This window comes from Janthinobacterium sp. SUN033, assembly GCF_030397595.1.
In the GTDB taxonomy this organism is placed as follows: Bacteria; Pseudomonadota; Gammaproteobacteria; order Burkholderiales; family Burkholderiaceae_D; genus Janthinobacterium; species Janthinobacterium kumbetense.
Window position 1 is genome coordinate 539,814 of the sequence record NZ_JAPQNV010000004.1, and the last position, 20,332, is coordinate 560,145.

Annotated in this window: 20 protein-coding genes; 13 read left to right on the top strand and 7 right to left on the bottom strand. The window is 63.8% G+C overall.

Annotation, left to right across the window (positions count from 1 at the left end; translation table 11 throughout):
• Window positions 1–58 precede the first annotated feature (58 nt).
• The 6 genes from hemA to OX460_RS19585 all read left to right on the top strand — a co-directional run bounded on the left by hemA (window position 59) and on the right by OX460_RS19585 (window position 6,878).
• Window positions 59–1,333, top strand: coding sequence for a glutamyl-tRNA reductase (gene hemA / locus OX460_RS19560; RefSeq protein WP_077398499.1), 1,275 nt, complete (start codon window positions 59–61; stop codon window positions 1,331–1,333).
• A gap of 84 nt (window positions 1,334–1,417) precedes the next feature.
• Complete coding sequence (gene prfA, locus OX460_RS19565) at window positions 1,418–2,494, top strand: peptide chain release factor 1 (RefSeq protein WP_289899633.1); 1,077 nt, start codon at window positions 1,418–1,420, stop codon at window positions 2,492–2,494.
• 185 nt (window positions 2,495–2,679) lie between these two features.
• Window positions 2,680–3,150, top strand: coding sequence for a disulfide bond formation protein B (locus tag OX460_RS19570; protein ID WP_077408913.1), 471 nt, complete (start codon window positions 2,680–2,682; stop codon window positions 3,148–3,150).
• Window positions 3,151–3,161: 11 nt separating this feature from the next.
• Entirely contained in the window at window positions 3,162–3,992 is an 831-nt protein-coding gene (prmC, locus tag OX460_RS19575) for a peptide chain release factor N(5)-glutamine methyltransferase (RefSeq protein ID WP_099665882.1), read from the top strand.
• Window positions 3,993–4,207: 215 nt separating this feature from the next.
• Window positions 4,208–5,809, top strand: a complete 1,602-nt coding sequence (gene gshA / locus OX460_RS19580) for a glutamate--cysteine ligase (RefSeq protein WP_289899634.1) — start codon at window positions 4,208–4,210, stop codon at window positions 5,807–5,809.
• Between the two features lie 25 nt (window positions 5,810–5,834).
• Entirely contained in the window at window positions 5,835–6,878 is a 1,044-nt protein-coding gene (locus OX460_RS19585; protein ID WP_099665884.1) for a histone deacetylase family protein, read from the top strand.
• A 6-nt stretch (window positions 6,879–6,884) separates the two neighbouring features.
• Here OX460_RS19585 and OX460_RS19590 read toward each other — a convergent pair whose 3' ends face one another.
• Together OX460_RS19590 and OX460_RS19595 are read right to left on the bottom strand one after the other, a co-directional pair.
• Window positions 6,885–7,667, bottom strand: a complete 783-nt coding sequence (locus tag OX460_RS19590; RefSeq protein ID WP_289899635.1) for a LytTR family DNA-binding domain-containing protein — start codon at window positions 7,665–7,667, stop codon at window positions 6,885–6,887.
• Complete coding sequence (locus OX460_RS19595; RefSeq protein WP_099665886.1) at window positions 7,654–8,919, bottom strand: histidine kinase; 1,266 nt, start codon at window positions 8,917–8,919, stop codon at window positions 7,654–7,656. The genes OX460_RS19590 and OX460_RS19595 overlap by 14 nt, the downstream gene beginning before the upstream one ends.
• A 286-nt stretch (window positions 8,920–9,205) precedes the next feature.
• Between OX460_RS19595 and OX460_RS19600 the strand changes: the two genes are divergently transcribed.
• On the top strand, window positions 9,206–9,631 hold the full coding sequence (locus OX460_RS19600) for an organic hydroperoxide resistance protein (protein ID WP_034783746.1): 426 nt from the start codon (window positions 9,206–9,208) through the stop codon (window positions 9,629–9,631).
• A 68-nt stretch (window positions 9,632–9,699) separates the two neighbouring features.
• Here the strand turns inward: OX460_RS19600 and OX460_RS19605 are convergent, their stop codons facing one another.
• A complete protein-coding gene (locus OX460_RS19605; RefSeq protein WP_289899636.1) occupies window positions 9,700–10,536 on the bottom strand; it encodes a type 1 glutamine amidotransferase domain-containing protein in 837 nt (278 codons plus the stop codon).
• A 103-nt stretch (window positions 10,537–10,639) separates the two neighbouring features.
• Between OX460_RS19605 and OX460_RS19610 the strand changes: the two genes are divergently transcribed.
• The 3 genes from OX460_RS19610 to OX460_RS19620 are packed head-to-tail and all read left to right on the top strand — an operon-like array spanning window position 10,640 to window position 12,733.
• A complete protein-coding gene (locus tag OX460_RS19610; RefSeq protein ID WP_289899637.1) occupies window positions 10,640–11,548 on the top strand; it encodes a LysR family transcriptional regulator in 909 nt (302 codons plus the stop codon).
• 40 nt (window positions 11,549–11,588) lie between these two features.
• Window positions 11,589–12,065 carry a GNAT family N-acetyltransferase gene (locus OX460_RS19615; protein ID WP_289899638.1) on the top strand — a complete coding sequence of 159 codons (477 nt, stop codon included), beginning with the start codon at window positions 11,589–11,591 and terminating at the stop codon, window positions 12,063–12,065.
• Window positions 12,062–12,733 carry a diphthine--ammonia ligase gene (locus OX460_RS19620; protein ID WP_289899639.1) on the top strand — a complete coding sequence of 224 codons (672 nt, stop codon included), beginning with the start codon at window positions 12,062–12,064 and terminating at the stop codon, window positions 12,731–12,733. Before OX460_RS19615 ends, OX460_RS19620 begins: the two co-directional genes overlap by 4 nt.
• 66 nt (window positions 12,734–12,799) lie before the next feature.
• Here the strand turns inward: OX460_RS19620 and OX460_RS19625 are convergent, their stop codons facing one another.
• Together OX460_RS19625 and OX460_RS19630 are read right to left on the bottom strand one after the other, a co-directional pair.
• Window positions 12,800–13,279: an FKBP-type peptidyl-prolyl cis-trans isomerase gene (locus OX460_RS19625; RefSeq protein ID WP_257218787.1), complete on the bottom strand. Its 480-nt coding sequence runs from the start codon at window positions 13,277–13,279 to the stop codon at window positions 12,800–12,802.
• A 145-nt stretch (window positions 13,280–13,424) separates the two neighbouring features.
• Window positions 13,425–15,302, bottom strand: a complete 1,878-nt coding sequence (locus tag OX460_RS19630; protein ID WP_289899640.1) for a potassium transporter Kup — start codon at window positions 15,300–15,302, stop codon at window positions 13,425–13,427.
• A 238-nt stretch (window positions 15,303–15,540) separates the two neighbouring features.
• Between OX460_RS19630 and rarD the strand changes: the two genes are divergently transcribed.
• The gene (gene rarD, locus OX460_RS19635; RefSeq protein WP_289899641.1) at window positions 15,541–16,422 is read left to right on the top strand and encodes an EamA family transporter RarD; all 882 of its coding nucleotides are present in this window, start codon (window positions 15,541–15,543) and stop codon (window positions 16,420–16,422) included.
• Between the two features lie 97 nt (window positions 16,423–16,519).
• Window positions 16,520–18,187, top strand: coding sequence for an energy-dependent translational throttle protein EttA (ettA, locus tag OX460_RS19640; protein WP_034752850.1), 1,668 nt, complete (start codon window positions 16,520–16,522; stop codon window positions 18,185–18,187).
• Window positions 18,188–18,359: 172 nt separating this feature from the next.
• On the opposite strand, the gene OX460_RS19645 is transcribed toward ettA, so the two are convergent.
• On the bottom strand, window positions 18,360–18,941 hold the full coding sequence (locus tag OX460_RS19645; protein ID WP_099665893.1) for a porin family protein: 582 nt from the start codon (window positions 18,939–18,941) through the stop codon (window positions 18,360–18,362).
• A gap of 225 nt (window positions 18,942–19,166) precedes the next feature.
• Here OX460_RS19645 and OX460_RS19650 point away from each other — a divergent pair, with 225 nt between their 5' ends.
• The gene (locus OX460_RS19650; RefSeq protein ID WP_289899642.1) at window positions 19,167–19,748 is read left to right on the top strand and encodes a molybdopterin-dependent oxidoreductase; all 582 of its coding nucleotides are present in this window, start codon (window positions 19,167–19,169) and stop codon (window positions 19,746–19,748) included.
• 143 nt (window positions 19,749–19,891) lie between these two features.
• On the opposite strand, the gene OX460_RS19655 is transcribed toward OX460_RS19650, so the two are convergent.
• The gene (locus OX460_RS19655) at window positions 19,892–20,254 is read right to left on the bottom strand and encodes a hypothetical protein (RefSeq protein ID WP_077398469.1); all 363 of its coding nucleotides are present in this window, start codon (window positions 20,252–20,254) and stop codon (window positions 19,892–19,894) included.
• Between the last annotated feature and the right edge of the window lie 78 nt (window positions 20,255–20,332).

Here is a 20,332-nt window from a genome sequence, read left to right on the forward strand (position 1 = left end):
TCAAAGCACGGGCACAAAGCGTTATAATGTCGGCATAAGCCATCCCAACAGCCCTGAAATGCAACTGCTCGCCGTAGGCCTCAACCATACCACCGCCCCAGTGTCGCTCCGCGAACAGCTGGCGTTTGCGCCTGAGCACCTGGGCCAGGCGGTGATGGCGGCGCGCACCTGGTTCCAGCGCATCGACTTGCGCGACAACGACGAAGCGGCCATCCTGTCGACCTGCAACCGCACCGAGCTGTATGCGGCCAGCCACGTGCCCAATCCGCTCGACGCGGGCGCGCATTTCCTGGCCGATTATCACAAGCTCAACTACAGCGAGCTGCGCCCCCACTTATATATGTTGCCGCAGCACGATGCCGTGCGCCACACCTTCCGCGTCGCCTCCGGGCTCGATTCGATGGTGCTGGGCGAAACGCAGATCCTGGGCCAGATCAAGGACGCCATCCGCACGGCCGACGAGGCGGGCGGCCTGGGCACGTATCTGCACCAGTTGTTCCAGCGCAGCTTTTCCGTCGCCAAGGAAGTGCGCAGCAGCACGGAAATCGGCGCCCACAGCGTGTCGATGGCGGCGGCCGCCGTGCGCCTGTCGCAGCGCATCTTCGACAAGATTGCCGAGCAGAACGTGCTGTTCATCGGCGCCGGCGAAATGATCGAATTGTGCGCCACGCACTTTGCGGCGCAAAACCCGAAAAGCATCACCATTGCCAACCGCACCATGGAACGGGGCGAGGAGCTGGCGCACCGCTTCAACGGCAAGGCCATCCGCCTGGCCGACTTGCCGGAACAGCTGCACCAGTTCGACATCGTCATCTCGTGCACGGCGTCATCGTTGCCGCTGCTGGGCCTGGGCCTGGTCGAGCGCGCCATCAAGGCACGCCGCCACAAGCCCATGTTCATGGTCGACCTGGCCGTGCCCCGCGACATCGAAGCGGAAGTGGGCCGTTTGAACGACGTCTTCCTGTACACGGTCGACGACCTGGGCAAGGTCGTGCAGACGGGCCTGGAAAGCCGGCAAGCGGCCGTGGCGCAAGCCGAAGCCATCATCGAGACGCGCGTGCAATCGTTCATGAGCTGGGTCGACGACCGCGCCATGGTGCCCGTCATCCAGCATTTGCATGAAAACAGCGAATCCTTGCGCCTGATGGAAGTGGAACGGGCGCGCAAGATGCTGGCCAAGGGCGCCGACATCGACGCCGTCCTGGAAGCGCTGTCGAAAGGCTTGACGGCCAAGTTCCTGCACGGCCCGCAGCAAGCGCTGCACCACGCGCAAGGCGACGAGCGCAAGCAGCTGGTCACCCTGCTGCCGAAACTGTTCCGCCCCCGCCGTTAGCGCAGCCCCGCTGGCCGCCCGCGCGGCCGCCCCTGCCCGCCTGCCGGGCCCGTATCATCCCTACACCTTTTACCGCGAATCGCTATGAAACCATCCATGCTGGCCAAACTCGATCAACTGGCGAACCGCCTGGTCGAACTCGACGAACTGCTGATGCATCCGGACGCCACGTCGAACATGGACAGCTACCGCAAGATGACGCGCGAGCACGCCGAACTGGGTCCGCTGGTCGCCCTGTACCATTCCTACCAGGAAGCGGGCAACGATATTACGACAGCGCAAGAGATGTTGTCCGATCCGGACATGAAGGAATTCGCCCAGGAAGAAATCGAGGCGGCCAAGACCACCATGGCGCGGCTGGAACGCGAATTGCAAACCATGCTGCTGCCGAAGGATGTCAACGACGAGCGCAATATCTTCCTGGAAATTCGCGCCGGCACGGGCGGCGATGAATCGGCCCTGTTCGCCGGCGATTTATTGCGCATGTACACGCGCTTTGCCGAGCGCAACCGCTGGCAGGTGGAACTCGTGTCTTCTTCCGATTCCGACCTGGGCGGCTACCGCGAAGTGATCGTGCGTATCGTCGGCAATGGCGCGTATTCGAAACTGAAATTCGAGTCGGGCGGCCACCGCGTGCAGCGCGTGCCGGCCACGGAAACGCAGGGCCGCATCCACACGTCGGCCTGCACGGTAGCCGTGATGCCGGAAGCGGACGAAGTGGAAGACGTCAACATCAACCCGGCCGACCTGCGCATCGACACCTACCGCGCCTCGGGCGCGGGTGGACAGCACATCAATAAAACGGATTCCGCCGTGCGCATCACCCACTTGCCGACCGGCATCGTGGTGGAATGCCAGGATGACCGCAGCCAGCACAAGAACAAGGCGCAGGCGATGAAAGTGCTGGCCGCGCGCATCAAGGACGTGCAGCTGCGCGAACAGCAGTCGAAGGAAGCGGCCACCCGCAAGAGCCTGATCGGCTCGGGCGACCGCAGCGAGCGCATCCGCACGTATAATTTCCCGCAAGGCCGTCTGACGGACCACCGCATCAATTTGACCTTGTACAAGCTGGACTTCATCATGGATGGGGATTTGACGGACTTGACGAATGCCTTGGCGGCAGAGCACCAGGCGGAGCTGCTGGCAGCCTTGGGCGATTAAAAAGCGTCCATGGCGGCGTTGCATCGCCTGGCCGTACATTCGTACTGCCTGCGGCGCTGCGCCTTGCCCTGAACACTTTTTAACGTGCCCAGCCAAATCAAGGGTTTAAGTAGCGGCTAAGCAATAAAAATCCGCCCTTGTGCGAAAATGACCAGCTCGATTCCATCCACCTCACCGTGTCGCCCATGAAAAATTCACGCACCGTCCTCCTGTTGACCGCCGCCCTGTGTTTCCTGATGCTGGGCGTGGCCATGTATTTGCAGCATGCCATGAACATGGCGCCGTGCCCGCTGTGCGTGATCCAGCGCTACCTGTTCCTCGCCATCGGCATTGCCTGCCTGGCTGGCGCGGCGGCCAACCGGCCGAAAATCGGCGCAGGCGTCGGCGTGCTGGCGGCCCTGGGCGGCCTGGGCGTCGGCGCCAAGCACCTGTACGTGCTGGCCAACCCCGGCTTTTCGTGCGGCATCGACCCGGTGGAAACGGCGCTGAACAAGGTCTTCACGGCCGAACTCATGCCCTTCATGTTTGAATCGTATGGCGCCTGCGAAAACGCCGGTGAGCCATTCTTCGGCCTGTCGATCCCGCAATGGGCGTTCATCTGGTTCGCCATCTTCGCCCTCACCTTGCTGTGGACCTTGCTGCGCCGTCAGAAATAATTGAAAGCACTATGCCAGAAACACTGATCCCCGCCGGCAGCACTGTCGGCGCCCTGCAAATCCGTCCCCTGCTCGATCCGCTCGACAACCGCATCCTGCTGGGCCACGCGCTGGGCCTGTCGCGCGTGAGCCTGATCACGCAATCGGAGCGAGTCCTCACTTCCGACGAAGCGGCGCGGTTATCAGCCTTGCTGGCGCGTCGCCTGCAGGGCGAGCCGATCGCCTACATCGTCGGCCAGCGCGAATTTTTCGGCCTGCCGTTCGAAGTGAACGACGCCGTGCTGATTCCCCGCCCCGACACGGAAGTGCTGGTGGAACTGGCGCTCGAACGCCTGCCGCCCGGCGGACGGGTGCTCGACATGGGCACGGGCAGCGGCGCCATCGCCGTCGCGCTCGCGCATACGCGGCCCGACGCCGTCGTCACGGCACTCGATGTGAGCAGCACGGCGCTGGCCGTGGCGCGCCGCAACGCCAGCGCCAACGGCGTCAATATCACCTTCATGGCCAGCGACTGGTTCGAAGCGCTGGGCACGGAAAAGTTCGACCTGATCGTCTCGAATCCCCCCTACATCGCCAGCGGCGACCGCCACCTGGCCGAAGGCGATCTGCGCTTCGAGCCGGCCGGCGCGCTGACCGACCACGCGGACGGCCTGTCGGCCCTGCGCACCATCGTCTCCGGCGCCGCGCGCCACCTGGCGTCAGGCGCCTGGCTGCTGATGGAACACGGCTACGACCAGGCGGCATCCGTGCGCGGCTTGCTGGCCGACGCCGGCTACAACAAAGTGCAAAGCTGGCGCGACCTGGCCGGCATCGAACGGGTCAGCGGCGCCCGCCACGGCTGACCGCCATTCGCTGCGCAAAGCTTGATCCGGCAGCGCGCCAGATCCCCCGCAGTTTGTTAAAATATCAAGCGAATTCCTGACCGAAGCGCCGTCCCTGTTCCCCGGGGCGGACGCTGGCGACGCGGCGTTTTTTGGGCCGGCGCCGACGCATTTGCCAAAATTCGGTTAATCTCAGCACAAATTATTTATATGCTGCACAAGAAAGGAAGCTCAAATTGCCCAACCTGTTGACTCGCCGCCTGGCATTGCTGACCGAAGATGCCAACCGCGCGCTGCTGGGCGGCTTGCGCGGCATCGAGCGTGAAACCCTGCGCGTCGACCATGCCGGCCATCTGGCTTCCACGCCCCACCCCGCCGCCCTGGGCTCGGCGCTGACGCACCCTGAAATCACCACCGATTACGCCGAAGCGCTGCTCGAATTCATCACGCCGGCGGAACAGGACATCGCCACGACATTAAGCAAACTGGACACCGTGCACCGCCACGCCTACAGCCGCCTCGGCGACGAGTTGCTGTGGAGCCAGTCGATGCCGTGCCAGCTGCCGCCCGAAGCGGACATCGAAATCGCCAACTACGGCAGCTCGAACATGGGCATGCTCAAGCACGTCTACCGGCGCGGTCTGGCATTGCGCTATGGCAAAGCCATGCAATGCATCGCCGGCATCCATTACAACTACTCGCTCGACGAGCAGCTGTGGCAGGCGCTGGCCGGCAATCCGGACACCAGCGCCAGCCCCACCCACGCGGCGGCCACGCCGAAAGACGTGCAGTCGGAAAGCTACCTGGCGACGATCCGCAATTTCCGCCGCTACAGCTGGCTCCTGATGTATCTGTTCGGCGCTTCGCCTGCCCTGTCGGCCGGTTTCCTGCGCGGCCGCGCGCACAAGCTCGACACCCTGTCCGACGACACCCTGTTCCTGCCGTACGCCACCAGCCTGCGCATGAGCGACCTCGGCTACCAGAACGATGCCCAGTCCGGCCTGCGCCCGCACGAAAACAGCCTGGACGACTACGTCAACGCCCTCACGCACGCCGTCAACGACCCATATCCGCCGTACGCGGCGCTGGGCACAAAGAAGGATGGCGAGTGGATTCAGCTCTCCACCAACGTGCTGCAGATCGAAAATGAATACTATTCGACCATCCGTCCGAAACGCGTGATCCGCACGGGCGAGCGCCCGATCCAGGCCCTGTGCCTGCGCGGCGTGCAATACATCGAAGTGCGCTGCATGGATGTCGACCCGTTCGAACCGGTCGGCATCAGCCTGGAAACGGGCCGCTTCCTCGACGCCTTCCTGCTGTTCTGCGCGCTCGACGACAGTGGTCCCATCTCGGCCGAGCAAAGCGCCTGCTACACGAACAATTTCGCCCGCACCGTCAAGGAAGGCCGCAAGCCGGGCCTGACCCTGCGCCGCGACGGCGAAGAGATCACCCTGCAGGCCTGGGGCGAAGAGTTGCTGGCGCGCATCGCGCCCGTGGCGGCCTTGCTCGACGCGCGCCTCGGCGGCACGCAGCATGCGGACAGCCTGGCCGCGCAAGCCCGCAAACTGGCCGACCCGGATGCGACGCCATCGGCGAAGGTATTGGCCGAACTGCGCGCCAACGGCGGCTCGTTTGCCGCCTTCGGCCTGCGCCAGAGCGAACGCCACGCCGCCTATTTCCGCGCGCAGCCGGCAACGCAGGAACAAAGCGCGTATTTCGACGAGATGGCCGCCAGCTCGCTGGCCGAGCAGCGCGCCATGGAAGCGGCACCGGCCGGCAGCTTCGACGATTTCGTCGCCGCCTACCGCGCCAGCACCCTGTGCTCGCACACCTGAGTCTGACCTTGCGCAAAGCGCCCCCATGCTGACCTTCTACAATGAATTGCACAGCCAGCACCGGGGCCGCTTCGAAATGTTTCGCGGCACCCTCGTGCCCTGCTTCGAGACCCCCGAGCGGGCCGACATGGTGGTGGCCGAGCTGGGACGGCGCAACCTGGGCCGCATCGTCACGCCGCACGGCGTGCCGCTGACGTCGCTGGAGCGCATCCACACACCCCGTTACCTGCATTTTTTGCGCCACGCCTGGCACGACTGGCTGGCGCTCGATCCCGACAACGCGGGCAAGGACGCCTTGCCATCCGTGTGGCCCGTGCGCACCTTGCGCAGCGACATCGAACCGGATGACTTCACGGCCAAGCTGGGGCTGTACTCGATGGACAATGGCACGCCGCTGACGGCCGGCACGTGGACGGCGGCCAAGACGGGCGCCGACTGCGCCGTCAACGCGGCCCATGCGCTGCGCCTGGGCGAGCGGGCCACGTTCGCCCTGACGCGCCCGCCGGGCCACCATGCGGGCAGCGATTTCTTCGGCGGCTACTGTTTTCTGAACAACGCGGCGCTGGCCGCGCAGCATCTGCTCGACGACGGCGCGCGCAAGGTCGCCATCCTCGATATCGATTACCACCACGGCAACGGCACGCAAAGCATCTTTTACCAGCGCGACGACGTGCTGTTCGCCTCCCTGCACGCCGACCCGCGCAGCGAATATCCGTTTTATCTGGGCCACGCCGATGAAACAGGCAGCGGCGCGGGGCTGGGCTACAACGTCAACTTGCCGCTGCCCCCCGGCACGTCCACGGCCAGCTGGTTCGCCGCGCTGGAAACGGCTTGCCTGCGCATCAATATGTATGCGCCCGACGCGCTGGTGGTCTCGCTCGGCGTGGACACCTTTGCCGGCGACCCGCTGTCGCACTTCGCCCTGCAAAGCGGCGACTACCTGCGCGTGGGCGAGCGCCTCGCGCATCTGAACCTGCCCACCGCCTTCATCCTCGAAGGGGGCTATGCGGTGAAGGAAATCGGCATCAATGTCGTCAATGTGCTCGAAGGCTTTGAAACGGCCGATTAAGCCAGCCTACATATTGCGGAACAGCGCCATGAACGGCTGGCTCACTGCCAGGGTTTCCGGCCGCGTTTTCAGGCGCAAGGCGCCACGCCCCACCTCGTCGCGCGTGACGGACGCCACCATCTTCATGTTGACGATGGTGGAGCGGTGGATCTGCTTGAAGATGGCCGGGTCGAGCACGTCGAGCAGTTCGCGGATCGGCTTGCGCAGCAGCGCCTCGCCTTCCGCCGTCATGACGGCCGTGTACTTGGTGTCGGACTGAAAATAGGCGATGTCTTCCACCATGATCAGCCGCGTATCCTTGCCGCTGCTGGCCGTCAGCCACACCAGCGGCGGCGACTTGGCCGCCGCCGGCAAGGCGCTGCTCAATTGCTGCAGCAGGCCGGCCAGCGCGCCGTCGCCCGCCTGGGTCTTGCCGGCCCGGGCCTGCACGCGCTGCACGGTCGCCTGCAGGCGCTCGCGGGCTATCGGTTTCAATAAATAATCGACGGCGCCGTTATCGAAGGCATCGATCGCGTACTGGTCGTAGGCGGTGACGAACACCACCTGCGTGGCGGGACTCGCTTCCAGCGCGCCGGCCGCCACTTCCAGCCCCGTCAAGCCCGGCATGCGGATGTCGAGGAAGGCGATATCGGGGCGCAGGGTGGCGATGGCCTCGAGCGCCGCGCCGCCGTCGTCGCAGGCGGCGACGATGCGCAAACTGGGCCACTCTTCGGCCAGCAGGGCCACCAGCGCGTCGCGCAGCAGGGCTTCGTCTTCGGCAATGACGCAAGTCATCTCAGGCTGATGCATAGGAAACTCCTTGCGCCGTGCTGTCGGGCACCGTGATGGTGGCCGTCACGCCATCGGGGAAATTGGCGACAATGGCAAACGCGGCGGCATTGCCGTAGGTCAAACGCAGGCGCTCGCGCACATTGCGTAAACCGATGCCCGTGCCGGCGCCGTCATCGCTGAGCCCCTTGCCGTCATCAGCCACCGTGACGATCACCGTACCGTTGCCGCTGCGCGCCATGATCCAGATGGTGCCGCCGCCGCTTTTCGGCTCCAGGCCGTGCTTGATGGCGTTTTCCACCAGGGTTTGCAGCATCATCGGCGGCAGTTCCGCCTGGCGCAGGTATTGCGGCACCTCAATCTGCAGGTTCAGGCGTGCGCCCATGCGGATTTTCAGGATATCGAGGTAGGCGCGCGCCCGTTCCAGCTCCGTGCCCAGGGTCGACATGGCTTGCTCCGTGCGCGGCAGCGAGTGGCGCAAGTACAGGATCAGGTTGCCGAGCATTTCGTCGGCGCGCACGGGGTCGCTGCGCGTGAGCAGCTGCGCGCTGGCCAGGGTGTTGTACAGGAAGTGCGGCTCGACCTGCGCATGCAGCAGGCTCAGCTTGGCCACCGTGAGTTCCTTTTCCGTCACCGTCTGGCGCGCCTCGGCCTGCTCGCCGCGGCGGCGCTGCGCCACCCGGCGCGTCATCGCCCGCGTCACCGCCTCCGCGTTTTCCAGGTTGCTGCCATGGTCGACGAGGAACCAGTCGGTCCAGGCGTTGCGCGCCGGTTCGCAGATCAGGGTGACGCTGCCCGCTTCGCCATTCGGCGTGACGGTGGCGAGAATCTGGTTCGGCCGCGGCTCCAGGAAGCCCAGCAGGCGCATGCGGGGCAAGCCCGTGTGCGTGTAGGGCGCGGCGCGGCGCACGCGGGCCTGCACCTGCAGGCTGTCGCGCGCGCTTTCGACCACTTCGCTGCCCGGCAGTTCGCGGATGGCCGCATCGATCATGTCGAACGCCTCGCCCGCCTCGAACGGAATCTCGATCTGGCGCCGCTGGCGGCTCGACAGGGTGCCGGCATTGACGGCGCCGGCGATCAGGCGCACGCGCCGCACGTGCGAAAACGCATTCGTGACGACGGCGCTGGCCAGCAGCGCGCCGACGATGACAAAAAAGCCTTCCGTCTGCCCGAAGACATGGCGCAGGAAATTCTCGACCAGAATCGCCGTGGCGATGATGTAGGCGACCATCGTGGCCACGGTGATGCGCAGGATAAAGAAAAGGCTAGTCATGATTTTTCCTTGGGGAGTGAAGTGGGGCCAAGCATAACTATCGGCGCCAGCGGCGGTGGCCATTATGCGATGGAAGGGCAATACTGGCGACAAAGGCAAGAAAATAAAGCTTCAATCCGCGCCGCGCGCAAATAAAATCGCTTGCAATTAAATAGTGCACGATATATATTGTGTACATGGACGCCGCACACCGCTTCTTCAGACGGGCATCCTGGGGCACCCGCCCACGAAACAAGTAGCACACTATTTAGTAGTCAACTATTTAATCAACTCAAGGAAAACCATCATGTCGATCAAACAAGTCCTGTACCGCGCTCAAGCTACCGCCACCGGAGGCCGCGAAGGCCGTGCCGTGTCGTCCGACAATGTGCTGGACGTCAAGCTGACCACGCCAAAAGAACTGGGCGGCAATGGCGCCGTCGGCACCAATCCGGAACAACTGTTCGCCGCCGGCTACTCGGCCTGCTTCATCGGCGCCATGAAATTCGTCGGCGGCCGCGACAAGATCGCCCTGCCGGCGGACTTGTCGATCGAAGGCAACGTCGGCATCGGCGCCATTGAGACGGGCTTCGGCATCGAAGTGGAACTGAAGATCTCGCTGCCAGGCATGGAACGCGCCGCCGCCGAAGCGCTGGTCGCCGCAGCCCACATCGTGTGCCCGTACTCGAACGCCACGCGCGGCAACATCGACGTCACCCTGACGATCGTGTAATAGCACACGCGGCGCTGCACGCGTTGCACCTCCCCGGCCGCGCCCTAAGGCGCCGCCGGGGATTTTTTTCAGCGCAGCGCCTGCAGCAGCTGGTCCGCCAGGGCCGGCGCCGAGGCGGGATTCTGCCCCGTGATCAGTTCGCGGTCGACCACCACGTTGCTGCTCCACGGCGCCTGGTTCTGCACATACTGCGCGCCGGCCGCCTGCAAGCCCGACTGCGGATAGAACTTCATCGTGCCGCCGCCGAGCGCGCCCTGCGCCGCCGCCTCTTCCTGGTTGCTGATCACCGTCATGCGGTAGCCGCTGTAGATCCAGCCGGCCGGCGCGGGCGGCGTCTGGCCCGCTTCCAGCGCGGCCGTAAATTGGGCCGCCTGCGGCAGGGCCGACAGCAGGGAGATGGGGCCGTGGCACAGCAGCGCCGTCGGCTTGCCGTCCGCGTGGAACTGGCGCAGCAAGGCGCCCAGGCCGGCATCCTTCAACAAATCCTGCATGGGCGCGTGGCCGCCCGGCACCAGCACGGCCGCATAGTGGCCATAGCCGATCTGCGCCACCCGTTTCAGGCTGATCACGGGCGAGCGGCCCGGCACCGTCAGCGCCAGCTGGTCCAGCAGCGCCTTGTGCGCCGCGTGCGCGGCCGCGTCGCCGCCAAAGTAGGCGGCCGTATCCGAGCTGGCGTCCAGCGTGGGCGCCTGGCCCTGCGGCGTGGCGAACGTCACCGTGTGGCCCGCGTCGAGCAGCTTTTTGACGGGCTGCATCAATTCATTCAGATAAAAGCCCGTCGCGAAGACCTTGCCATCGCGCAATTCGAGGTGGTTCGCGTCGGACAGCACGACGAGAACGTCGGCCGCCTGGGCGGTGGAAAAGGCGGCGAGCAGCACACTGCTTAAGAGTAATTTTTTCATCATGAGGATTCCAGTAGAGAAGCCGCCAGCATATTCCGAATCAAAATGGAGAAAAATGATGAATAATGCAGCTGACTAATGCTGAATACGACCGAATTGGAATGAAATGGATAAATTGCAGGCGATGCAGCTGTTCCGCCGCGTGGCCGAGCTGGGCAGCTTTCGCCGCGCGGCCGATGAACTGGACCTGTCGGCCTCGTATGTGAGCCGGCGCATCGGCCAGCTGGAGCAGGAACTGGGCGGACGCCTGATGACGCGTACCACGCGCCAGCTGGCCCTGACGGAAACGGGCGCCGCCTACCTCGAGCACTGCCGCAAGCTGCTCGACGAACTGGCGCAAGCCGAGGACATGGTGGCCCACTCGACGGCCCACGTGACGGGCCGCCTGCGCATCAACGCGCCATTATCGCTGGGCGTGGGCGAGCTGGCCGAGGGCCTGGCCGATTTCATGGCCGAGTGGCCGGCCTTGCGCCTGGACGTCGACCTGAAGGATGAATACGTGGACCTGGCGGCGGCCAACTACGACCTGGGTTTCCGCGTCACCACGGCGCTCACCGATTCGAGCTATGTGGCGCGCCACATCCACGACTACCGCCTGCACATCTGCTGCGCGCCCGCCTACCTGGAACGCCACGGTCCCCTGCTGGCCCCCACGGACCTGACGCGCCAGCGCTGCTTCATCTACAGCCACGCCCTGTTCGGCAGCCGCTGGCCGCTGCGCCATGCGGGGCCGCACAGCGACATCGAAGTGCCGAACTGGGTGCGCACGAATAACACCCTGTTCATGCGCAGCCTGATCCTGCGGAGCCTGGGCATCGGCATCCTGCCCACCTTTGTCTGCCGCGAAGAACTGGCCAGCGGCGCGCTGGTCGAGCTGTTTCCCGAGGTGGAGCGTCCCAGCCTGGCGCTGTTTGCCATCTACCCATCGCGCCAGCTGGTGGCGCCCCGCGTGACGCGCTGCATCGAGCACCTGAAGCAGTGGTATGCGCAGCGCTATCCCGCGCCGGCGGCGTGAAGCCGGTAAAATCATGGCCACTCTCAATCAAGGATGACCCATGATCAGCTGGCAATGGAACACGTTCGACGAACTCGGCCCCCACGATTTGTACCAGGTGCTGGCCTTGCGCCAGCGCGTGTTCGTCATCGAACAGCAGTGCATTTACCCGGACCTCGATGGCCATGACCAGCAAGCCATGCATTTGCTGGGTTGGCAAACGGTCGACGGCGAACGCCGGCTGGCCGCCTATCTGCGCGTGCTGGCGCCGGGCGCCAAGTATGTGGAAATGTCGCTGGGCCGCGTGCTGACGGCGCCCGAGGCGCGCACCACGGGCGCGGGCAAGCAGCTATTGCTTGAGGGCATCGCGCGCGCCGAACGCCGGCACCCGGGCCACGCCATCCGCATCGGCGCGCAGCACTACCTGGAGCGCTTCTACCAGTCCTTCGGCTTTGTCACCGTCAGCGCGCCCTACGACGAAGACGGCATCGAGCACGTCGACATGCTGCGCGCCGTGCAGCCAGGCGCGGCGGCATGACGACGGCCCTGATTTCCTGGAGCGGCGGCAAGGATTCCTGCCTGGCCCTGTGGCGCGCGCGCAACGCCGGCACGAGCGTGCCGCTGCTGATCACGGCCATGGATGAAGACGGCCGCAAGTCGCGCTCGCACGGCGTGCCGCCGGAATTGCTGGCAGCGCAGGCAGCCAGCCTGGGCGCGCGCCTGCAGCGCTATCACGCCAGCTGGGCCAGCTACGAGGAGCAATTCGTCGCCATGCTGCGCGCGGCGAAAGACGCAGGCATAGAACACGCCATCTTCGGCGACATCGACTTGCAGCCCCACCGCGACTGGGAAGAAAAAGTCTGCGCCACAGCCGGCCTGACGGCCCATTTGCCCCTGTGGGGCGAGGATCGGCGCGCGCTGGTCGATGAGTTCCTTGCCGCCGGCTTCAAGGCCATCGTCGTGTGCATCAATGGCCAGCACCTGCCGCGCGAATTTTGCGGGCGCGAGTTCGACGCCGCCTTCCTGGCCGACCTGCCGCCCGGCGTCGACGCCTGCGGCGAAAACGGCGAATTCCACACCTTCGTCTACGACGGCCCCGCCTTCAGCGCACCGGTGGCGCTGCGCCGCACGCAAGTGCTGCAATATGACGCGCCGACCAATCTGGGCGGCGCCACGTATTACTTCCAGGAACTGGCGCCAGTTTGAATCCGCCGTAAAAACAACAAGGGCGACTCCATGGAGTCGCCCTTTGTCCGTGCACCTTGCGCGTGCTTACTTTTTTTCCACTTTTTGCAGCGTGATGTCGAACACCAGGCCGGCGTAAGGCGGGATCACCACCGCATTCGTGACCCTGTCGCGGGTGCCGCTCACGCCATAGCCGAGGTCATACGGAATGAGCAGGCGGCGCGTGCCGCCTACCTGCATGCCGACCAGGCCGCGATCCCAGCCCAGGATCATTTTGCCGATGCCGAGGACAAACGTAAAAGGCTGGAGAGGGGGCGACGTTTCGAATTGCACGCCTTTGCCGTCCGGCTTGCTCGCGTCATACAGCCAGCCCGTATAGGCCACCGTCAGGGTATCGCCCGCCGCGGCCGCCGTGCCGGTGCCTTTCACCAGGTCGGGAAAGAGGAGTTCCTTCACTTGCGTATTCGGGTCAAGCACGACCGGCTTCTCGGTATTGGCAGCAGCGCCGCAAGCGGTCAGGGCCACGGCGCAAGCGAGGGTGGCGATCATTTGAAATACCGATTTCATGGTTTCCCTTTAAATATTGGTGTGTGGCTAAGCCCGTACGGTGCGGACCGGTACGGGCTGGAGTTTAACAGGACTCGCGTAGCCCATTTGTAAGCAGACGTAAGCACGGCAATAAATGTGCCTCGCTGCAACGTTGACACAATATCTATATTTCTACCTGCGTACCCAGTTCGATCACCCGGTTGCTCGGAATCTGATAGTAGTCGGCCGCCGTGCGCGCATTGCGCGACATGGTGACGAACAGGTGCTCGCGCCACGGCATCATGCCGGCGCCCGGCGTCGAGATGATGGTCTGGCGCGCGATGAAGAATGACGTTTCCATCATCTCGAAGTCCAGTCCCTGCTGGGCGCACTGCGCCAGCGCGGCCGGAATGTCGGGTTCATCCTTGAAGCCGTAATGCACGTTGACCTGGTAGCACTGGTGGCCCAGGTCCACCACGCGCACGCGCTCCGATGGCGCCACCCACGGCTCTTCATGCATGAAGACGGTGAGGAAGATTACCCGTTCATGCAACACCTTGTTGTGCAGCAAGTTATGCAGCAGCGCGTGCGGCACGCCATCCGTTTCGCCGCGCAGGAAGATGGCCGTGCCGGGTACGCGCAGCGGCGGCGCGATGAACAGCGACGAAAGGAAATCGTCGAGCGGAATCGCATGCTTTTCCAGGTTCTGGAACACCAGCTGGCGGCCCCGCTTCCAGGTCAGCATGACGATGAACAAAATCGAGCCCAGCAGCAACGGGAACCAGCCGCCGTGGAACAGTTTCAGGGCAGTCGCCGACACTAGGTTGACGTCGATGATCAGGAAAAAGCCCGTGGCGGCCCAGCACAGGGCCAGGTTCATCTTCCAGCGGTAGCGGATGACGAAGAAGGTCAGGATCGTCGTCGACAGCATGGTGGCCGTCACGGCGATGCCGTAGGCGGCGGCCAGGTTTTCCGAGGAACCGAAGCCGATGACGGCCAGCAGCACCACGGCCAGTTGCAGCCAGTTCACGGCGGGGATGTAGATCTGCCCGATTTCGCTTTCCGACGTGTGGCGCACGCGCATGCGCGGCAGGAAGCCCAGCGCGATGGCTTGCTTGGTCATCGAGAAGGTGCCGGAAATGGTCGCCTGCGAGGCGATCACGGTGGCCATGGTCGACAGGATCACCAGCGGATACACGCTCCACGGGCCCAGTTGCTGGTAAAACGGATTCGAGACGGCTTCGGGATGCGCCAGCAGCAAGCCGCCCTGGCCCAGGTAGTTCAGCGCCAGCGCGGGAAAGGCGATCAGGAACCAGGCCAGGCGGATCGGCTTCTTGCCGAAGTGACCCATGTCGGCGTACAGCGCCTCGGCGCCCGTCAGCGCCAGCACCACGGCGCCCAGGGCAACGAAGGCGACGAAACCGTTATTCATCAGGAAAGTGGCTGCGTGCAGGGGATTGAGCGCGGCCAGGATGGCCGGCGACTTGATGATGTTGACCACGCCCATGCCGGCCAGCGCGGCAAACCACAGCACCATGACGGGAGCAAAATAGCGGCCGATGCCGGCCGTGCCGTGCGACTGCACCGAATACAGGCCCACCAGCACGGCGATCGTCAGCGGCACCACGTACGGACTGAAGGCGGGCGTGGCCACTTCCAGGCCTTCGATCGCCGACAGCACGGAAATGGCCGGCGTGATCACGCTGTCGCCATAGAACAGGGTGGCGCCGAAGACGCCGATCACCATCAGCGGGAAATGCCAGCGCGACAGGCGGCTGACGGATGACAGCACCAGCGCCATCAGGGCCATGATGCCGCCCTCGCCGCGGTTGTCGGCGCGCAACACCAGGGTCACGTACTTGAGCGAAACGATCAGGGTCAGGCCCCAGAAAATCAGCGAGACGATGCCCAGCAGGTTCTCGTGCGAGAGCAGCAGGCCGTGGGCCGGGTCGAAGACGGTCTTCAGGGTGTACAGCGGACTGGTGCCGATATCGCCGTAAACGATGCCGACGGCCGCCAGCGTCAAGCCGGCAAGGCCGCTTTTTTTATGTTCCGACGTCAAGGTTGCACCCGTTTTTGTTTTGTTGCATCGCACAATATGATAGGTATTAGCAAATAGCAAGAGTATTTTTGCATGGTTCCGCAGCTGCCCCAAGGTCGTGGTTTTGTGCCGCTCCGCCTTGCTGCGCAGACATGCGGCCATTGATTTGTTGCCATTCTACGCCTCGCCAGCGGCGCCGGGCAGCCCCCGATGTTTTCAGCCATAATGACAGACTGTCTACTCTCCAGCGAAGCCCATCATGAATCCAGGCATGCTCTACGCCTCCCTCGCCTTCCTGTGCTGGGGCCTGTTCCCCCTGTACTTCCACGCCATCGGCGAGATCGCGCCGCAGGAAATCCTGGCGCACCGCATGGTCTGGTCGCTGTTGTTCCTGGGAATCGTGCTGACCGTGCGCCGGCAGTGGAGCTGGCTGGGCAGCCTGAAAGCGCAGCCCAGGGTCGTGGCCAGCTTCGTCGCCAGCGCATTTTTGCTGTCCGCCAACTGGTTCATCTATATCTGGGCCGTCAACAACGGCCACGTGGTCGACGCCAGCCTCGGCTACTTCATCACGCCCCTGATCAATGTCATGCTGGGCTTTTTGCTGCTGCACGAGCGCCTGCGCCGCCTGCAATGGCTGGCCATCGGCCTGGCCGCCTGCGGCGTGGCCTGGCTCACTTGGCAGGCGGGACAGGTGCCGTGGATTGCCCTGCTGCTGGCGGCCACCTTCGGCGGCTATGGCTTGCTGCGCAAGACGGCCGCGCTGGGCGCGCTGGAAGGCTTGTCGTTCGAAACCTTGATTCTGTTCCCCCTGGCGCTGGCCTACATGCTGTGGCTGGCGTGGCATGGCCAGAGCGGCTTCGTCAACACGGATTCCACCGCCACGCGCGCGCTGCTGCTGGCGTCCGGCCCCATCACGGCCATTCCCCTGCTGCTGTTTGCCGCCGGCGCGCGCCGCCTGCCGCTGGCCGTGCTGGGGCTATTGCAATACATCGCCCCCACGGGTCAGCTCTTGATCGGCGTGTGGGTCTTCCACGAATCGTTCACGCCCGAGCGCATGCTGGGCTTCCTCGTCATCTGGACGGCGCTGGCCCTGTACGCGGCCGAAGGGCTGTGGACGGCCCGCAAGGCGCGCGCCGCCTAGTCCTGCCCCTGGCGTCCGTTTCCGCAGCGCGCAGCGCTGGCCGGAAGCGGGCGTTTACCGTATCCTGTCCGTCTTTGTATATCACCCGAGATTTCTAATGGCAAATTACGTCTACACCATGAATCGCGTGGGCAAAATCGTCCCGCCCAAGCGCCAGATTCTGAAAGATATTTCCCTGTCCTTCTTCCCAGGCGCGAAGATCGGCGTGCTGGGCCTGAACGGCTCCGGCAAATCGACCCTGCTGAAAATCATGGCAGGCATCGACACCGACATCCAGGGCGAAGCCGTGCCGATGCCGGGCCTGAACATCGGCTACCTGCCGCAGGAACCGCAGCTGGACCCGGCCAAAACCGTGCGCCAGGAAGTCGAGTCGGGCCTGGGCGAAGTGTTTGAAGCGCAAGCCAAGCTGGAAGCCGTGTACGCCGCGTATGCCGAGGAAGACGCCGATTTCGACGCCCTGGCCACGGAACAGGCACGCCTGGAAGCGATCATTTCGACCTCCGACGGCGGCAATCTGAATCTGCAGCTGGAAATGGCCGCCGACGCGCTGCGCCTGCCGCCATGGGACGCCACCATCGGCGTGCTGTCCGGCGGTGAAAAGCGCCGCGTGGCGCTGTGCAAGCTGCTGCTGTCGAAACCCGACATGCTGCTGCTCGACGAGCCGACCAACCATCTGGATGCGGAATCGGTCGACTGGCTGGAACAATTCCTGCTGCGCTTCCCCGGCACTGTGGTGGCCATCACCCATGACCGCTACTTCCTCGACAACGCGGCCGAGTGGATCCTGGAACTGGACCGCGGCCACGGCATTCCATGGAAGGGTAACTACTCGACCTGGCTGGACCAGAAGCAAGCCCGCCTGAAGCAGGAAGAGGCGACGGAATCGGCGCGCCAAAAGGCGCTGCAAAAGGAATTGGAATGGTCGCGCCAGAACCCGAAAGCGCGCCAGGCCAAGTCGAAAGCCCGTCTGGCCCGCTTCAACGAGCTGTCCGAGCACGAATACCAGAAGCGCAACGAAACGCAGGAGATCTTCATTCCCGTGGCAGAACGCCTGGGCAATGAAGTCATCGAGTTCAAGAACGTGTCGAAAGCGTTCGGCGACCGCCTGCTGATCGATAACCTGAGCTTCACCGTGCCGCCAGGCGCCATCGTCGGCATCATCGGCCCCAACGGCGCCGGTAAATCAACCCTGTTCAAGATGATCACCGGCAAGGAAACGCCGGACAGCGGCGAAGTGGCCATCGGCCAGACGGCGCGCGTCTCCATCGTCGACCAGAACCGCGATTCGCTGGCCGACAACAAGTCCGTCTTTGAAGACGTGTCCGGCGGCGCCGATATGCTGACGGTGGGCCGCTTTGAAATGCCGTCGCGCGCCTACCTGGGCCGCTTCAACTTCAAGGGTTCGGACCAGCAAAAGCAAGTGGGCAACCTGTCCGGCGGTGAACGCGGCCGTCTGCACCTGGCGAAAACCCTGTTGATGGGCGGCAACGTCCTGCTGCTCGATGAACCGTCGAACGATCTGGACGTGGAAACCTTGCGCGCGCTGGAAGACGCCCTGCTGGAATTTGCCGGCAGCGTCATGGTCATTTCCCATGACCGCTGGTTCCTCGACCGTATCGCCACGCACATCCTGGCTTTCGAAGGCAACTCGCAGGTCACCTTCTTTGACGGCAACTATCAAGAATACGAAGCCGACAAGAAGAAACGCCTGGGCGAAGAAGGCGCGAAACCGAAACGTATCCGCTACAAGCCCTTGACCACGTAATTTCGGTCCGGCAACGCAAAAAGGCAGTTACCTCGCGGTAACTGCCTTTTTTTTCAGCATACTTCCAGTTTTTAAAACCGTAGCGAGCGGCAACGAATTGTGGCTGAGAAGCGGAGCTGTGCTATAGCACAGTGAGCATCGGAGGCCGCAAAGCGTACCGCGCAGTAGGTTTTTAGAAGTTGTAGCGTGCGCCCAGTGCCAGGCCGGTAGCCTTGCGGCCCTGGTCGGCGCTCTTGCCGAAGTGTTCCACTTCCGCCGTCAGCGAGACTTTCTCGTTGATCGCGTACTGGGCGCCGACGGAAGCGTACACGCCCGTCTTGTCGTTGCCGCTGATGCCGGTCGACAAGCCGGTGCCGCTCAAGCTGTTCTTGACCTTGGCCACGCCCAGCTTGCCGAACACGCCGACCTTGTCGGTCACGGGCATGGTGGCCTTGCCGGCCAGGTAGTAGCCGTGCGAATCGCTTTTCACGGAACCGTTGCCGGCGCCGGTGACATAGCTGTAATCCTTGCTGCCGAAATCGGCATAGCCGCCTTCGATTGCCCAGGTTTTATCGAAATCGTAACCGGCGAAGATCTTGGCGCCAGCCTTGTAGCCACTGTGATTATCGGCGCTGGTGGCGCCAGGAATATCGAAGTTATAACGGTTGCCTGTGACGCCGGCACCCACATACGCGCCTTCGGCGTGGGCGGCGCTCATGCCGGTCAGTGCGGTAACGGATGCGATCATTGCAAACAGGATTTTCTTCTTCATCATGTTCTCTCTCTCAATTAGTGAATGGTGCCTGGATTCGCAGTTCAGCGAAGTGCGATGACTACACAATAACAGCCGAAAAAAGCTACGTCTTTCTCCATTCCGTAAGAACTGTGACAAGATGTAAGCTGACATTGCAAACTGACAATAACCGTAAAATGCGCACCGTTGAGCGAACTTAAGATAGACTTAAGAGCATTAGCTATTTTCAGTCCAGAGGAGAAGTGCATGCACAAACGCCAGTTTCTCGCCGCCGGCATGGCCGCCGCGGCCTTGCCCGCCATCGCCCGGGCGGCGCCCGCCGGCCTGCGCGGTCCCGCCCTGCTGACCATCACGGGCAGCATCGACAAGCCGAACCGGGGGCCGTTCGACGCCGTGCGCGACCAGATGATGCACAAACAAAAGATCAGTTTTGAGCGGGCGCGGGCCTTCGACTTTGCGGCGCTGGCGAACTTGCCGGCGCGCACCATCCACCCCACCCTGGAATACGATAGCAAGGCGCATGCCCTGCGCGGGCCGCTGCTGGTCGACGTATTGAAGGCGGCCGGCGCGCCCGAGGACGATGCCGTGCGGCTGCTGCTGCGGGCCGTGGATGGCTATGCGGCGGCGCTGACCATGGCGCAGGCGCGCACGCAGCGTTTTATCGTCGCCACCCACCTGGACGGCCAGGCGATGGCGCTGGGCGGCCTGGGGCCCCTATGGGCGATCCACGATGCGGACCGCATCGCCGCCGTGGCGGCCCTGCCCCTGGCCGAACGCTTCGCCAGCTGCCCGTGGGCGCTGTATCACATTGGCGTGGAGGCGGGTTGACGCTACTTAAAACGCCAAACAAAACCGTAGCGAGCGGAAGAAAGAGGTGGCTGAGAAGCGGAGCTGTGCTAATGCACGGGGCCGCCGAGGCAGTGAGCATCGCAGGTCGCCTATACCGACGCGCAGTAGGTTTTGATAGGCGTTTACGCGTAGGCTTCCGCCATCGACATGACGCGCGGCGCGATGGTGATGCCGTGTTCCTCGAACAGCGCCGTGATGGCCGCCAGGTTGTGCGTGCATTCCTCGGTTTTCCAGCCCTTGAAGATATCCGTGCCATCCTTCTGGAAATGCAGGTCCAGCACCTTGCCCGCATCCTTGTGCAGGTAGGGCGAACTATAGGTGTTCTCGAAGCCGAGCGCCTTCAATTGTCCCAGCAAGGCATGCGGTGGATGGTCGGGATCGGTGGCGAGAAAAATGCCGAAGGTCTTGCCCGGTGGTTTCGCGGCGATGTCGACCTCGTAGATGCCGGGGGCCTTGCTGACGGACGTACTCTTTAAAAATAACATACAACACTCCCTGCGCGTAATGTCCCGCGCCTGAAACGGGCGGCAAGACAGGGGCGGTGCGCAATGATTCCCCTCGTC